Source organism: Allobosea sp. ASV33, assembly GCF_016428755.1.
GTDB lineage: Bacteria > Pseudomonadota > Alphaproteobacteria > Rhizobiales > Beijerinckiaceae > Allobosea.
Map to the genome: position 1 here is coordinate 1 of NZ_JAELTI010000028.1, position 15,020 is coordinate 15,020.

The 15,020-nt window shown below is 67.5% G+C and carries 13 protein-coding genes; 9 read left to right on the forward strand and 4 right to left on the reverse strand.

The window, feature by feature from the left end:
- Window positions 1-351, reverse strand: a 351-nt coding sequence (mscL, locus tag JHD80_RS10860; protein WP_199086944.1) for a large conductance mechanosensitive channel protein MscL, incomplete at its 3' end; no start/stop codon positions are given.
- Window positions 352-624: 273 nt separating this feature from the next.
- On the opposite strand from mscL, the gene JHD80_RS10865 reads away from it, so the two are divergent.
- Window positions 625-4,197: a hybrid sensor histidine kinase/response regulator gene (locus tag JHD80_RS10865; protein ID WP_199087007.1), complete on the forward strand. Its 3,573-nt coding sequence runs from the start codon at window positions 625-627 to the stop codon at window positions 4,195-4,197.
- A 168-nt stretch (window positions 4,198-4,365) separates the two neighbouring features.
- Here JHD80_RS10865 and JHD80_RS10870 read toward each other — a convergent pair whose 3' ends face one another.
- A complete protein-coding gene (locus tag JHD80_RS10870) occupies window positions 4,366-4,926 on the reverse strand; it encodes a thioesterase family protein (RefSeq protein WP_199086946.1) in 561 nt (186 codons plus the stop codon).
- A 105-nt stretch (window positions 4,927-5,031) separates the two neighbouring features.
- Between JHD80_RS10870 and JHD80_RS10875 the strand changes: the two genes are divergently transcribed.
- From JHD80_RS10875 to JHD80_RS10890, 4 genes are all read left to right on the forward strand, one after another.
- Window positions 5,032-5,544, forward strand: a complete 513-nt coding sequence (locus JHD80_RS10875; protein ID WP_199086947.1) for a tyrosine phosphatase family protein — start codon at window positions 5,032-5,034, stop codon at window positions 5,542-5,544.
- A gap of 142 nt (window positions 5,545-5,686) precedes the next feature.
- Window positions 5,687-6,157, forward strand: a complete 471-nt coding sequence (locus JHD80_RS10880; RefSeq protein WP_210339861.1) for an Lrp/AsnC family transcriptional regulator — start codon at window positions 5,687-5,689, stop codon at window positions 6,155-6,157.
- A gap of 76 nt (window positions 6,158-6,233) precedes the next feature.
- On the forward strand, window positions 6,234-6,491 hold the full coding sequence (locus JHD80_RS10885; protein WP_199086949.1) for an exodeoxyribonuclease VII small subunit: 258 nt from the start codon (window positions 6,234-6,236) through the stop codon (window positions 6,489-6,491).
- Window positions 6,492-6,657: 166 nt separating this feature from the next.
- Window positions 6,658-7,578, forward strand: coding sequence for a pirin family protein (locus tag JHD80_RS10890; protein ID WP_199086951.1), 921 nt, complete (start codon window positions 6,658-6,660; stop codon window positions 7,576-7,578).
- Between the two features lie 197 nt (window positions 7,579-7,775).
- Here JHD80_RS10890 and JHD80_RS10895 read toward each other — a convergent pair whose 3' ends face one another.
- Complete coding sequence (locus tag JHD80_RS10895) at window positions 7,776-9,005, reverse strand: MFS transporter (protein ID WP_199086953.1); 1,230 nt, start codon at window positions 9,003-9,005, stop codon at window positions 7,776-7,778.
- 180 nt (window positions 9,006-9,185) lie between these two features.
- Between JHD80_RS10895 and dxs the strand changes: the two genes are divergently transcribed.
- Both dxs and JHD80_RS10905 read left to right on the forward strand, forming a co-directional pair.
- The gene (gene dxs / locus JHD80_RS10900; RefSeq protein ID WP_199086955.1) at window positions 9,186-11,096 is read left to right on the forward strand and encodes a 1-deoxy-D-xylulose-5-phosphate synthase; all 1,911 of its coding nucleotides are present in this window, start codon (window positions 9,186-9,188) and stop codon (window positions 11,094-11,096) included.
- Between the two features lies 1 nt (window position 11,097).
- Window positions 11,098-11,829, forward strand: coding sequence for a TlyA family rRNA (cytidine-2'-O)-methyltransferase (locus JHD80_RS10905; protein ID WP_199087011.1), 732 nt, complete (start codon window positions 11,098-11,100; stop codon window positions 11,827-11,829).
- Window positions 11,830-11,995: 166 nt separating this feature from the next.
- Here JHD80_RS10905 and JHD80_RS10910 read toward each other — a convergent pair whose 3' ends face one another.
- Window positions 11,996-12,496, reverse strand: coding sequence for a hypothetical protein (locus JHD80_RS10910; protein ID WP_199086957.1), 501 nt, complete (start codon window positions 12,494-12,496; stop codon window positions 11,996-11,998).
- A gap of 87 nt (window positions 12,497-12,583) precedes the next feature.
- Here JHD80_RS10910 and JHD80_RS10915 point away from each other — a divergent pair, with 87 nt between their 5' ends.
- Both JHD80_RS10915 and JHD80_RS10920 read left to right on the forward strand, forming a co-directional pair.
- Window positions 12,584-13,351 carry an SOS response-associated peptidase gene (locus JHD80_RS10915; RefSeq protein ID WP_199086958.1) on the forward strand — a complete coding sequence of 256 codons (768 nt, stop codon included), beginning with the start codon at window positions 12,584-12,586 and terminating at the stop codon, window positions 13,349-13,351.
- 53 nt (window positions 13,352-13,404) lie between these two features.
- The gene (locus tag JHD80_RS10920; RefSeq protein ID WP_199086960.1) at window positions 13,405-15,000 is read left to right on the forward strand and encodes a gamma-glutamyltransferase family protein; all 1,596 of its coding nucleotides are present in this window, start codon (window positions 13,405-13,407) and stop codon (window positions 14,998-15,000) included.
- The last annotated feature ends 20 nt before the right edge of the window (window positions 15,001-15,020 follow it).

A 15,020-nucleotide genomic window follows, 5' to 3' on the forward strand; every position in this document is an offset into this window, starting at 1 on the left:
GGGAGCCTCCGGCTTCGGCGGCTCTTTCTTCTGCAGCTTGTTGATGCCCTTGACCACCAGGAAGAGGACGAAGGCGATGATCAGGAAGTTGATGCCGGCCGTTACGAAATTGCCGTAGGCCAGCACCGCGCCCTGCTTCTTGGCTTCGGACAGGATCGGCGAATTGACGGCCTTGTTGAGGCCGATGAAGTAGTTCGAGAAATCGACGCTGCCGATCGCGCCGATGAAGGGCATGATGATATCGGAGACAAGCGAGTCGACGATCTTGCTGAAGGCCGCGCCGATGATGACACCGATGGCGAGGTCGACGACATTGCCCTTCAGGGCGAATTTCTTGAATTCTTCCAACATGGTGCACCCCTCGAGAATCGACGGAACTGTCCCAACAGCCTCCAGAGGACGCTAGACCAGCCTCGCGAAGCAGGGAAAGCCCGAAAGCGCGGCAAAGCGGGCCGAATACGGCTCCGGATGCAAAGAGTTGGGGATGAACCGGGCAGGTTGACTTGCGCCAATGGCCTATGGCGGGCCGAGGGACCGTCCGATACGCTATCGGAAAACCCGGAAACGGAACTCGATGGCGCCAGCAACCCGGCCTCGCTCGCACATGATATCCCCGAGGGCGGCATGATCCCCGCCTGGTCCGTGGTGCTGGTCGCGCTTGCCTATCTCTGCGGGCTTTTCGCCGTCGCCCATGTCGCCGACACCTCCGGGCGCAAGCTGATGACCGGGCGGTGGCGAACCACGATCTACGCGCTGGCGCTCGGCGTCTACTGCACCTCCTGGACCTTCTACGGCTCGGTCGGTTTCGCCAATCGTGCGGGCTTCGACTTCCTCGGCATCTATGTCGGGCCGATCCTCGTCATCGGGCTGGGCCATCGCTTCGTCGCGCGCATCGTCGGGATCGCGAAATCGCAGAACATCACCTCGATCGCCGATTTTGTCGGCGCCCGCTACGGCAAGAGCGAGCGGGTCGCCGCGCTGGTCTGCCTCGTCGCGGTGATCGGCGCGCTGCCCTATATCTCGCTGCAACTGAAGGCCGTCGCCAATTCTCTCTCGGTCTTCCTGGCGGCGACCGGCGGCCATCCGCTGACGCCGGACGTGCCGGTGCTGAGCGACCTGCCCTTCCTCGTCGCGGTCGTGCTCGCCGGCTTCGCCTGCGCCTTCGGCACCCGCCATATCGACGCGACCGAGCACCAGGACGGGCTGGTGCTGGCGATCGCGGTCGAATCCCTGATCAAGCTCGTGGCCTTCCTCGTGCTCGGCTTCTTCATCGTCTACGGGCTGTTCGGCGGCCCGGGCGACCTGCTGGCGCAAGCGGCAAAACCGGCCGACGGCGCCTTGCCGATCTGGGAGCGCACCTCGAGCTGGCCGAACTTCCTGACGCTGACGCTGCTGTCGAGCTGCGCCGCCCTGCTGCTGGCGCGGCAGTTCCACATGACGATCGTGGAGAACCGCGATGTCCGCGACGTGCGTCGCGCGGCCTGGATGTTCCCGCTCTATCTCGTGCTGATCAACCTGTTCGTGCTGCCGCTGGCGGCGGCCGGCGAAATCCTGATCCCCGGCAGCGGCGTCGACCGCGACATGACCGTGCTGCTGCTGCCGCTGCAACGCGAGGCCGGGGTGATCGCGCTCGTCGTCTTCGTCGGCGGGCTCTCGGCCGCGACCGCGATGGTGATCGTCGCCTCCGTCGCGCTCGCGATCATGATTTCGAACCATCTCGTCATGCCGCTCCTGCTGCGCGGGCGCCGGAGCCTCAGCGACCCCGGCCGCGCCTTCGGGCTGTTCGGCGGGCGCAGCGAAGGCGACGGCAATCTCGGCGGCGATCTCGGCTCGCAGGTGGTGATCATCCGGCGCCTGAGCATCTTCCTCGTGATCCTGCTCGGCTATCTCTATTACCGTGCCTCCGGCGAGGCGGCGCTTGTTTCGATCGGCCTGCTCTCCTTCGCCGCGACGGCACAGATCGCGCCGGCCTTCTTCGGCGGACTGATCTGGCGGCGCGGCACGTCGCTGGGCGCTGCGGCGGGACTGACGATCGGCACGCTGGTCTGGGCCTATACATTGCTCATGCCGAGCCTGGCGCTGCCTGGCGGCTGGTGGAGCAGCGTCGTCACCGAGGGCCCGTTCGGAGCGGAGATGCTCAAGCCGGAGGCGCTGCTCGGGCTCGAATGGCCGGCGCTGCCGCATGGCGTGTTCTGGAGCCTCGGGCTCAACATCGCCGCCTATATCGGCTTCTCGCTGCTGCGGCCGGCCAATGCGATGGAGCGGCTCCAGGCCAATGCCTTCGTCGAGTCGCAGCCGGCAACGATGGCGCAGTCCTTCTCGCTCTGGCGCACCACGATCACCGAAGGCGAATTGCAATCGACGATCGCGCGCTATCTCGGGGCGGAGCGCACGCAGCGCGCCTTCGAAGGCTTCAACCTCAGCCGCGGCGAGGCTTCCGAAAGCGGGCGGCAGGCCGATATCCATCTGCTGCGCTTCGGCGAGCACCTGCTCTCCTCGGCGATCGGCGCGGCTTCCTCGCGCCTCGTGCTGTCGCTGCTGCTGAAACGGCGCAATCTCTCGACCGAGGCGGCCTTCAAACTGCTCGACGACGCCTCGGCCGCGCTCCAGTACAACCGCGACATCCTCCAGCACGGGCTCGACCATGCCGGCCAGGGCATCACCGTGCTCGACCGGGACCTGCGCCTGCTCGCCTGGAACCAGGCCTTCATCCAACTCTACGACCTGCCGGCCTCGCTGGTGCGCTTCGGTACGGGGCTCGACGAGATCGTACGCTTCAACGCGGCACGCGGCGCCTATGGCAGCGGCGCGCGCGACGAATTGATGGCGGCGCGGCTGGAAAGCTTCATCAACGACCGCGAGCCGGTTCGCCTCAAGCTCTACCCGTCGAAGAAGGTCATCGAGGTCCGCACCAACGCCCTGCCCGATGGCGGCTTCGTCACGACCTATACCGACATCAGCGACACCGTCGCCGGCGAGGAGGAGCTCGAGCGCGCCAACGAAGGCCTCGAACGCCGTGTCGCCGAGCGCACCGAGGAACTGCTGCACGTCAACGCCGAACTCCAGCGCGCCAAGGCCGAGGCCGAGGCCGCCAATGCCTCGAAGACACGCTTCCTCGCCGCCGCCAGCCACGACATCCTGCAGCCGCTCAATGCCGCCAGGCTTTATGCGACCTCGCTGGTCGAGCGCGACCGCAGCGGCGGCCAGCCGGAGCTCGCCGAAAATATCGACGCCTCGCTCGACGCGGTCGAGGAGATCCTGACCGCGCTTCTGGAAATCTCGCGGCTCGACGGCGGGGCGCTCAAGCCGGAGCTCTCCTCTTTCCGGCTGGACGAACTGATGCGCCAGCTCCAGCGCGAATTCGAACCCAGCGCCCAGGAAAAGGGCCTGAAGCTGGTGTTCATGCCGACCAGCCTGACATTGCGCTCCGACCGGCGCCTGCTGCGCCGCCTGCTGCAGAACCTGATCTCCAACGCGATCAAGTACACGCCGAGCGGCAAGGTGCTGATCGGCTGCCGGCGCCGCGACAATCAGGTCGCGGTCGAGGTGATCGATACGGGGCTCGGCATCCCCCAGAGCAAGCAGAAGACCGTGTTCCGCGAGTTCCAGCGGCTCGACCAGGGCGCGAAGGTCGCGCGGGGCTTAGGGCTGGGGCTCTCCATCGTGCAGCGCATCGCACGGGCGCTCGACCATGGGCTGACGCTCGATTCGGCACCGGGACGGGGGTCGCGCTTCTCGGTCCTGGTCCCGCGCGCCGCACCGCTGCCGCCGATGACGACGGCGGCAGCGCCGCGCAACGCGCCGGCCGGGCAGCTTGCGGGCATGCGGCTTCTCGTCATCGACAACGAGCCCGCCATCCTCGACGGCATGAAGCGCCTGCTCGAAGGCTGGGGCTGCCGCGTCACGATCGCCGCCAGCCTGGAAGAAGCGCTGCCGCATGTCGGCAGCAAGGGCGAGGCCGATGTTCTGATCGCCGACTACCATCTCGACCACGGCAACGGCCTGACCGCGATCAGCGCGCTCCGGGCCCGCGCCCGGACGCCGATGCCGGCGATCCTGCTCACCGCGGACCGGACGCCGCATGTGCGCGAGGCGGCGAACGCGCTCGACGTGCACCTGCTCAACAAGCCGTTGAAACCGGCCGCCTTGCGGGCGCTGTTGGCGCAATGGCGCGCGACGCGGTTGGCGGCGGAGTAGCGGTTTGGCCTTTCAGAACAAACGAGCCCTCATCCTGAGGAGCAAGCCATAGGCTTGCGTCTCGAAGGATGCTCCAGATGGATCCGGAGTCTCCTGCAGCATCCTTCGAGACGCCGCCCACGTGGCTCCTCAGGATGAGGGCTCAGTTTTGGATAAGTCAGCGCTCTCTCAGGCAGCGGCCGAGGCGGCGTTGCGCATCGCGTCTTCCGAGGCGAGGAAGGCCGCGACTTCCGGGCTCGGCTCCGGGCTCTCGGCCGTGACGCCGATCTCGCCGAGCAGGCGCGCGACCGGGACATAGGACCGCGCCTTCTTGTCGTAGAGCGCAGCCCTGACGAGCGCGACCGCAGCGACGATCTCGGTGCCGTCCCGGCCCTGCATCAGCATGCGGTGCTGCATCACCAGCCAGTTCTCGCTCCAGCAGATAATCTTCGTCTCGACCCGGAACGGGCGGAACAGGCGCATCTCGCGGCGGAAGCGGATCGTTCCGGCGTTGACCACGGGCAGCCACCGATGGCGCAGGACCGCCCGCCAGAGGCCGCTGCGCAGCATCAGTTCGAGCCGGCCGAGATCCATCAGCGTCCAGTAGCGGCCATTGTTCATGTGCAGGCTGGTGTCGAGATCGTGGAACCAGACCCGGAAAGGCAGGACGGACGCATCTGCCGGCAAGTCGAGCCGCTTGCGGAAGCGCGTCGTCAGCAGGAGCCAGATCAGGCGGAACCAGAGATTCATGGGGAGCTTGTCCGCGCGGGATCGATCGAGTGAGCGCCTCCATGTCATGGAGATGCCGGCACTGTCGATCATGCTATCGTCTGTCCATCGCCACGGAGCCGGTCGTTGCCCACCCTGCACGTTTCCCCGCTGTCGCGCCTGGACGAGACCGTCGCGGCCGTCCGCGCCCGGCATCTCGTGACGCTGATCAATCTCGGCACCACGGTCGCGCGGCCGGCCGGAATCGCGCCGGAGCGGCATCTTTTCCTGGGCATGTCCGACATCAACCAGGCGCTGGACGGCCATGTCCTCGCCGGCCAGGAGCATGTAGGGCGGCTGCTCGCTTTCGTTCGCGATTGGGACCGTGCGGAGCCGATGCTGATCCATTGCTGGGCCGGGATCAGCCGCTCGACGGCAGCCGCCTATATCGCCGCCTGCACGCTCAACCCCGATCGCGACGAGGACGAAGCGGCCGACGCACTACGCGCCGCCGCCCCTTCTGCCACGCCGAATGCTCGGCTCGTGGCGCTGGCCGATGCCGCGCTCGGGCGGGGCGGGCGGATGATCCGCGCGATCGAGCGAATCGGGCGCGGCGCCGACGCCTTCGAAGGCACGCCTTTCGCCATGCCGCTCGGCTGAATTCCCGCTTCCGGCCACGCAGTTTCCTGCAAGCTTTCTCCGCCAACGCTGCCAATGCTACGGCGCTTACGCCGGATCGCTGCAGAAGATTGCTTGCATCCGGCGAAATTTGCGACGATGCATCCCGCGGGAGGCTTTCACAGTGACCACGACGATCGAGCTCGATTCCCGCGACCGCTCCATCCTGCGGATTCTCCAGCAGGACGGGCGCATCACCAATTCGGACCTCGCCGAGAAGGTGCATCTTTCGCCCTCCGCCTGCCTGCGCCGCGTGCGCCAGCTCGAGGACAGCGGCCTGATCCGCGGCTATGCGATGATGCTCGACGACAAGATCGCGGGCTTCCCCGGCACGGCCTTCGTCTTCGTCACGCTCGACCAGCAGGGCCGCGCCTCGCTGGAGAGCTTCGAGCAGGCGGTGCAGAGCCTGCCCGAGATCCTCGAATGCCATCTGCTGGCCGGCGCGCATGACTATCTGATGCGGGTGATCTATCGCGACAGCGCCGATTTCGAGCGCATCCACACCGATATCATCACGCAATTGCCGGGGGTCACGCGCGTGCAATCGACGCTGACCCTACGCACGATCAAGAAGACCTCGGCCCTGCCGGTCTAAGTCAGGAGCGCCCCGAGACGGGTTGCGGCCGGACGCGCTCCGGCCGATAAGCTCACCCGCAAAGAGGAATCAGGCCGTGAGCGAAGAGAAGACCAACGCCGATGTCGCCGCCCTGCCCTTCGAGGCGGCGATGAAGGAACTCGAAGCCATCGTCGCGCGGCTGGAGCGCGGCGACGTCCCGCTCGAGGAATCGATCGCGATCTACACCCGCGGCGAAGCGCTGAAGGCACGCTGCGACGCCCTGCTGAAGCAGGCGGAAGCCCGCATCGAGCGCATCACGCTCGGTGCCGACGGCAAGCCGACGGGCGCTGCCCCGCTCGACGTCGAGAACTGAGCCGCTCTCCCGGTCGGCGCCTGTCGCACCGCAATGACAATCCTTAGGCAATGCCGCGGCGCCTCGGGCGTCGCGGCATTGCATTTCTGCCAGCGGCCGGTTGCGATCCGGCGCTTGCCTGCCGGCCCCAGCGGGGTCAGATTCGGCCTTAACCAAGGAGGCCCTCATGTCGCAACTGCCCGCCGACGATCCGATCCTGGGCGATGCCCGCTCCTGCGAGGCGATCGAGAAGGTGATCGTGCCGCGTTCCCATGACCTTGGCGGCTTCCAGGTCCGCCGGGCGCTGCCGGCGATCGGCCAGCGCATGGTCGGCCCCTTCATCTTCTTCGACCAGATGGGCCCGGCCGAGTTCCATCTCGGCGAAGGGCTGGACGTCCGCCCGCATCCGCATATCGGGCTCTCGACCGTGACCTATCTGTTCGACGGCGAGATCATGCATCGCGACTCGCTCGGCACGGCGCTCGCGATCAAGCCCGGCGCGGTGAACCTGATGACGGCCGGACGCGGCATCGTCCATTCCGAGCGCACCGGCATGGAAGCGCGCGCCACCGGCCCGAAGCTCTACGGCATCCAGGCCTGGCTCGCTTTGCCAAAGACGCATGAGGAGACCGCGCCCGAGTTCAAGCATCATGGCGCTGAGGACCTGCCGCGCATCGTCGAGGGCGGCAAGCGCATCAGCCTGATCATGGGCTCGGCCTATGGCCAGACCTCGCCGGTCAAGTTCCCGTGGGATGCGCTCTATGCCGAGGCGGTGCTTTCGCCCGGCTCGATCCTGCCGCTCGACCCCGACTATGACGAGCGCGCGATCTATATCGTCTCCGGCAAGGTCGACATCGCCGGCGACGAATTCGGCGCCGGCCAGCTCCTCGTCTTCAAGCCGGGCGACCGGATCTCGATCCTCGCCATCGACCAGGCCCGCGTGATGATCGTCGGCGGCGAGCCGATGGACGGCCCGCGCAACATCTGGTGGAATTTCGTCTCTTCCTCGAAGGAGCGCATCGAGCAGGCCAAGCACGAGTGGAAGACCGGCCGCTTCGACACCGTGCCCGGCGACGAGAGCGAATTCATCCCGCTCCCGGAAGGCTAAGGCGACGTCTTCAGGTCATCATCCACGCCTCAGGTTTGTCTGTCATTCCGGGGCTATCCGAAGGATCGAGCCCGGAATCCAGAATCGACGCCTTTTCCAAGAAAGACGCTGTCGGGCCGTCGCTCGAACTGAAAGCCCATATCGGTTCTGGATTCCGGGCTCAGGCCTTTGGCCTGCCCCGGAATGACGGCATAGGCTCACGCGGCCTCGGAGATGTCCCGCAGTTGCGGCACTCGCGAGAAGCCGATCAGCAGCAACTGGATCAGGAAACCTGCCGTCGCCAGCGCGAGGCAGGCGGCGATGCCGAGATGGGCCGCCACGGTGGCGCCGATCGCCGCGCCCACCGGCCGCGCGCCGAAGGTCGCGGTCATGATCAGGGCCGAGACGCGGCCGAGCATCGCGTTGGGCGTCACCGCCTGGCGCAATGTCATGGTCGAGATCGTCCAGATGATCGGCCCGACGCCGAAGAGGAAGAAGCTCGCGGCGACCAGATAGACCGAGGGCATCCAGAGCGTCGCGAGCATCACGCCGGCCGCGCAAAGTCCGGCGAAGGGCCCGAGCAGGATCAGCGTCCCGAAGGTGACCTGCTTCGCGATGACTGGCGCGAGGATGGCTCCGACGATCATGCCCGCGCCGTAGATGCCGAGCGTGAAGCCGACTTGCGTCGCGCTCAGGCCCAGATTCTGGACGGCATAGGCGACATAGATCGCCTGGAAGATGAACCAGGAGACGTTGAAGAACACCGCCGTCATCAGGATCGGCCGGAGCAGGTCGTGGCCGGCGACGAAGCGGGCGCCTTCCTTCAGATCATCAAGCAGATCGCGGCGCGGCCCGGACGGCGCCTCATCCTTCGGCAGGCCGGTGAGCAGCAGCATGGCGAGGATCGAGAGCCCGGCCGCCAGCCCATAGGCGGTGGAGACACCGATCCAGCCGACGAGCGCGCCACCGAGCGCCGGGCCGCCGGCATAGGCGGCGCTGCGCGCCAGCTCCAGCCAGCGATTGGCATCGGCCAACTGAGCGCGCGGCACGACCGAGGGAACGAAGGCTGGCGCCGCGACGCTGTAGCAGACCGTGCCGATGGCACCGAGCGCACCGATCAGGGCGAGCCAGGTCGGGTTGAGGCTGCCTGCCGCGAGCAGAAGCGGGATCGCCAGCAGGGACACCGCCCGCAATGCCTCCGTGCCGACCATGAGGCGGCGCCGCGAGGCGCGATCGACCATCAGACCGGCGGGAATCGAGAGCAGGAGGAAAGGCAAGGTCTGCGCGGTCTGGAGCCAGCCGGTCTCGGCCGGCCCGGCCGCGAGCAGCAAAACCGCGGCCAGAGGCGCGGCGGCAAGCGCGATCTGCTCCGAGAACTGGGCGAAGAGGTTGGACCAGCCGATGCGACGAAATGCCATCGGCAAAGGCGTGTGATCGGTCGGATGCATGACGTTGCGTTCCCGGAAATGGTCGTGGGCGCAGTGAAATCCGTTGCCGGCGACGGAACCACCCGTTTCGTGGCAAGGCCGGCGCCAGCGGAGGACCAGGCCGAAAATACAGGCGCGGTTTGCAAGCGCGCCGCGCAGGCTCTATTTCGAAGCTATTCCAGTGAAGGATCAGACAGCCTCGTGCCCCGTCCCGCCACGCCGCTCCTCGATACGATCCACGGCCCCGCCGACCTGCGGGCCCTCGACGACGCCAAGCTGCGCCAGGTCGCCGACGAGCTGCGGCTCGAGACGATCGACGCCGTGTCCGTCACCGGCGGGCATCTCGGCGCGGGCTTAGGCGTGGTCGAGCTGACCGTCGCGCTGCATCATGTCTTCGACACGCCGCGCGACCGATTGATCTGGGATGTCGGCCACCAGGCCTATCCGCACAAGATCCTGACGGGGCGGCGCGACCGCATCCGCAGCTTGCGGCAGGGCGGCGGGCTCTCTGGCTTCACCAAGCGCTCGGAAAGCGAATACGACCCGTTCGGCGCCGCGCATTCCTCGACCTCGATCTCGGCCGGGCTCGGCATGGCGGTCGGGCGCGATCTCGCCGGCCGCAAGAACAACGTCATCGCCGTGATCGGCGACGGCGCGATGTCAGCCGGCATGGCCTATGAAGCGATGAACAATGCCGGCGCGCTCGATTCGCGGCTGATCGTCATCCTCAACGACAACGACATGTCGATCGCGCCGCCGGTCGGCGCGATGTCGGCCTATCTCGCGCGCCTCGTCTCGGGCCGGACCTATCGTTCGCTGCGCGAGGTCGCCAAGCAGCTCGCCGAGAAGCTGCCGCGCTTCTTCCACGACAAGGCGCGGCGCACCGAGGAATATGCGCGCGGTTTCTGGACCGGCGGCACGATGTTCGAGGAGCTCGGCTTCTACTATGTCGGGCCGATCGACGGGCACAATCTCGACCATCTTCTGCCGGTGCTGCGCAATGTGCGCGACGCCGGCAACGGGCCGATCCTCGTCCATGTCGTGACGCAGAAGGGCAAGGGCTACGCCCCGGCCGAGGCGACGGCCGACAAGTATCATGCCGTCGTCAAGTTCGACCCCGTCACCGGCCTGCAGGCCAAGGCGCCGGCCAATGCGCCGAGCTATACCAACGTGTTCGCCCAGGCCCTGATCAAGCAGGCGCGGGAGGACGACAAAGTCGTCGCCGTCACCGCCGCGATGCCCTCGGGCACCGGGCTCGATGCCTTCGGCAAGGAGTTTCCGGGCCGGACCTTCGATGTCGGCATCGCCGAGCAGCATGCGGTGACCTTCGCGGCCGGCCTCGCGACCGAGGGCTACAAGCCGTTCGTCGCGATCTACTCGACCTTCATGCAACGCGCCTACGACCAGATCGTCCATGACGTGGCGATTCAGAAGCTGCCGGTGCGTTTCGCGCTCGACCGCGCCGGGCTCGTCGGCGCCGACGGCGCGACCCATGCCGGTTCCTTCGACATCGCCTATCTCGCCTGCCTGCCCGACATGGTGGTGATGGCCGCCGCCGACGAGGCGGAGCTGACCCATATGGTCGCGACCGCAGCGACCTATGACGAGGGGCCGATCGCCTTCCGCTATCCGCGCGGCGAAGGCGTCGGCGTCGAGATGCCCGACATCGGCGTGCCCTTGGAGATCGGCAAGGGCCGCATCGTCCGCGAAGGCACGCGGATCGCGCTGCTCTCGCTCGGGACGCGTCTGGCCGAATGCCTCAAGGCGTCCGAGCTGCTGGCGCAGCGCGGCCTGTCGACGACCGTCGCCGATGCCCGGTTCGCCAAGCCGCTGGACGAGGCTCTGATCCTGAAGCTCGCGCGCGAGCACGAGGTTCTCGTGACGGTCGAGGAAGGCTCGGTCGGCGGCTTCGGCAGCCATGTCCTGCATCTGCTGGCGCAGAACGGCGCGCTCGATGCCGGCCTGAAGATCCGGAGCCTGACTCTGCCGGACGTGTTCCAGGACCATGACAAGCCGGACGCCATGTATGCGGCAGCCGGGCTCGACGCCGCCGGCATCGTCAAGGCCGTCGAGGCTGCGCTGGGCACGCCGAGCGCGGTGAAGCTGGCCTGACATCCCTGCCATGAAAAGCCGGGCCGATCAGTTGCTCGTCGAGCGCGGCTTCTTCGAGAGCCGGGCGCGGGCGCAGGCCGCAATCGCGGCCGGGCTGGTTACCGCCAATGGCGCCCCCGTGCGCAAGGCCTCCGAGATGGTGGCCGGCGATGCGGTGCTGACCGCGCAGGCGCCGCATCCTTACGTCTCGCGCGGTGGGCTGAAACTGGCGGGCGCGCTCGATGCCTTCGGCTTCGATCCGCAGGGGCTGACCTGTCTCGATGTCGGCTCCTCGACCGGCGGCTTCACCGACCTCCTGCTGCAACGCGATGCACGCCATGTCGTCGCCGTCGATGTCGGGCGCGACCAGCTCCACGCCTCGCTGCGGACCTATCCACGCGTCACCAGCTTCGAGGGGCAGGATATCCGCACGCTGGCTGTCGAGGCGCTGCCCGAGCGGCCGAGCCTCGCGGCGATCGATGTCAGCTTCATCTCGCTCAAGCTGGTCCTGCCGGCGGTCGCTGCCCTGCTCGCGCCTGCCGCCGGCATCGCCGCGCTGATCAAGCCGCAATTCGAGGCCGGACGCGCCGCGCTCAAGAAAGGCATCGTGCGCGACGAAGCGATCCAGTTGCAGGTTTGCGACGAGATCGTCGCGACGCTGCAAGCGCTCGGCTTTACAGTCGATGGACCGATTCCCTCGCCGATCGAGGGCGGCGACGGCAATCGCGAGTTTCTCGTCGGCGCGCGGCGCTAATACGTTCTCATTTTCCTCGGAAACGCCGCGTCTTCCCGGGCTCGCCGCGGGATCCATCGGAAGGCTCCGCACTCCACGATGGATCCCGGATCGCCGCGGCTGCGCCGCTTGTCCGGGATGACGGCGTGGTTCCGTTGGAAGCCGGATTGCCGAAACGAATGCCCGATCAGCGTGCCAGCAGCGCGTCGATCTGCGCCTGCAAGGCCGTGTCGTCGAACACTCCGATATCGATCGTGCCGTTCGCGTTGATGAACTGGGTCGCACGGGCGATCTGCCGACGCAGGGCCTCACCGGCGACCTCGATGATCACCGGCAATTCCGCCGGAGGCGGCGTTTCGGCGAGGAGCGCGGTCACCGTCCGCACCAGCCGCGTCATGGCGTGGCACGCCTCGTCGAAGGCCCGGGCCCGGTTCGGGTTCAGGTCGTCATAGGCAGCGAGCGCGGACGCCGCGCAGCGCAGGGCCGAGGTGGCGAAATGCTCGCGATAGCCGACGGATTGCCAGGCCTTGAGATCGGCGAGGATCGTCTCGTCCATCCCGACCATCTCGATCAGCATCAAGGCTTCGCTGAAGCGATTGAGGAAATCGGTCGACAGGCGCGGATAAGCACCGGCGTCGAGCCGATCGGCCGCCGTTCCAGCCAGCATATCCGCCGCGATGACGCTCATCCGCTACCCCAAACCGGGGCGACTATGTTCGTGCAACCGCAAATAAAGTGTTGATTCCGACCGCTCGTCTCGACGTAAACAGCGGGCATGTGCGGACGCTATGCGATCACCCTGCCCCCCGAGGCGATGCGCGAGACCTTCGGCTATCGCGAGCAGCCGAACTTCCCGCCACGCTACAATATCGCGCCGACGCAGCCGGTGCCGGTCGTCAGGCCGCATGACGGCGCGCCGCAGTTCATGCTGATGCGCTGGGGCTTCATCCCCGGCTGGGTCAAGGATCCCAAGGATTTCCCGCTCGTCATCAATATCCGCATGGAGAGCGCCGCCGAGAAGCCCTCCTTCCGCAACGCCCTGACGCGGCGGCGCTGCCTGCTGCCGGCCGATGCCTTCTACGAGTGGCGGCGCAGCGGCACCGGCAAGCAGGCGCAGAGCGAAGCCTTCCTGTTCCGCAAGCCCGATCGCGGCCTCTTCGCCTTCGCAGCTCTCTGGGAGACCTGGCACTCGCCTGACGGATCGGAGATCGACACCGTTGCGATGATGACGGGGCCGGCGAACGGCACGATGGCCCCGATCCATCACCGCAGCCCGATCATCCTCGATCCGCGCGACCACCAGGCCTGGCTCGATCCGCAGGCGACGCCGGAACAGACCGCGCGCCTGCTGAGGCCGCCGCCTGACGATCTGCTGGAGGCCATCGCGATCGGCAACGCGGTCAACAAGGTCGCCAACGACGCCGCCGAGATCCAGTTGTCGCTGGCCGAGCTTCCGCCCGAGGAGGCTCCCGAGGAACCGAAGCGCCATGCGCGCAAAGCGACCCGGCCTCCCGCGGATGACGGGCAAGGCAGCCTGTTCTAGCGCCGGATTCGTGCTCTGATCGTCGCCAGAAGACGACGAGGAGGAGACTGACGATGCATGGCCGCCGCCCCACGATGACCTCTCGCCACGGCATGGTCGCCGCGGCCCATCCATTGGCGGCACAGGCCGGCGCAAGGCTGCTGGCGCAGGGCGGCAACGCCTTCGATGCCGCCGCGGCCACGGCCGCCGCCCTCAACGTGGTCGAGCCCTTCATGTCGGGGCTCGCCGGCATGGGCCTGTCGACCATGTGGGTCGCGGCCGAGAAGCGGGTGCGCGTGCTCGATTTCGTGCCGCCGATCCCGGCGAGCTTCCCGGCGGACCGTTTCAGCCAGCGCACCGATCTGGAACGCGGCGCGCTCGCCGTCGCCTCGCCCGGCAATCTCGCCGGCTGGTGCGAGCTGGTGAAGACCTATGGCCGCAAATCGCTGGCCGAGGTCTTCGCGCCGGCAATCGCGCTGGCGCGGGACGGTTTCGCGCTGGCCGAGTTCGGGGCGGCGGAATTCGAGGAGAACGACCCGCTCCTGGAAAAAATCCCGGCGCTCTATCCGGCCTGGTCGAAGAACTACCAGCCCCATGGCGCGATGCATCTCGGCTCGGTGCTCGTCCAGTCCGATCTCGCCCAGACGTTGAGCGAGATCGCCGAGAAGGGGCCGGATCATTTCTATCGCGGTGCGCTCGGCGAGAAGATCATCGCGCATCTGCAGGCGCTCGGCGGTTCGCTGACCATGGCCGACCTCGCCGCGGTGAAGACGGTCTGGCGCGAGCCGATGGCTGTGAGCTTCAAGGGACTGTCGGTGCATGTGCCGCCGCCGCCCTGCGAGGGTTTCCAGTTCCTGTTGACGCTCAAGCTGCTCGACGGGGTCGATCTTGCGTCGAAGCCGAGGGACGGGGCCGATCATCTCGACCTCGTCTATCGCGCGATCCGTCTCGCGGCCGGCGAGCGCATCGCCCATAACAACCCCTCGCCAGAGAAACTCGCCGAGATCATGTCGGAGGCTTCGGTCGCGCAGCTGCGCCAGCGCCTGACCGACGGCAAGCCGGTGACCGGGCCGACCGAGCAGTGGGTGCCGCAGGACCAGGAAGACCCGGCGCACACGACCTCGCTCTCGGTCGCCGACAGCGACGGCAACCTGATCTGCATCACGCAGAGCCTCGGCAGCCCGTTCGGGAGCGGCGTCGTCGTGCCCGGCACGGGGTTGTGCTTCAACAACTTCCTGTACTGGGCAGATGTCCAGCCCGGCAGCCCGAACCGCTCCAAGCCCGGCGACGAATTGCCGATGTGCATGTCGCCCTCGCTCTCGACCCGCGACGGCAAGCCGGTGCTCGCGCTGGGCACGCCCGGCAGCTACGGCATCATGCAGACGCAGGCACAGGCCATGGTCCAGCATCTCGTCTACGGCCTGCCCCTGCAGGAGGCGATCGAGGCGCCGCGAGCGCGTCTCTGGGACGGCCGCCTCGTCGAGATCGAGAACCGGATCACGCCGGAGACGATCGCCGAGCTGGTCAAGCGCGGGCACGAGGCGCGCGCCTTCGATGTCGGCTGGACGATGCGCTGCGGCGGCATGCAGGCGGTCGCGGTCGACCCCGCGACCGGGGTGTTTACGGGTGCCGCCGACCCGCGCCGGGACGGGTATGTCGCGACGCCTTGAGGCGTCGCCATCGCGCACCG

Bases quoted from the DNA above. Each gene is read 5' to 3' on its own strand.
- JHD80_RS10865 (WP_199087007.1), top strand. From the start codon at position 625: ATGATCCCCGCCTGGTCCGTGGTGCTGGTCGCGCTTGCCTATCTCTGC.
- JHD80_RS10870 (WP_199086946.1), bottom strand. From the start codon at position 4,926: ATGAATCTCTGGTTCCGCCTGATCTGGCTCCTGCTGACGACGCGCTTC.
- JHD80_RS10890 (WP_199086951.1), top strand. From the start codon at position 6,658: ATGTCGCAACTGCCCGCCGACGATCCGATCCTGGGCGATGCCCGCTCC.
- JHD80_RS10895 (WP_199086953.1), bottom strand. From the start codon at position 9,005: ATGCATCCGACCGATCACACGCCTTTGCCGATGGCATTTCGTCGCATC.
- JHD80_RS10910 (WP_199086957.1), bottom strand. From the start codon at position 12,496: ATGAGCGTCATCGCGGCGGATATGCTGGCTGGAACGGCGGCCGATCGG.
- JHD80_RS10915 (WP_199086958.1), top strand. From the start codon at position 12,584: ATGTGCGGACGCTATGCGATCACCCTGCCCCCCGAGGCGATGCGCGAG.
- JHD80_RS10920 (WP_199086960.1), top strand. From the start codon at position 13,405: ATGCATGGCCGCCGCCCCACGATGACCTCTCGCCACGGCATGGTCGCC.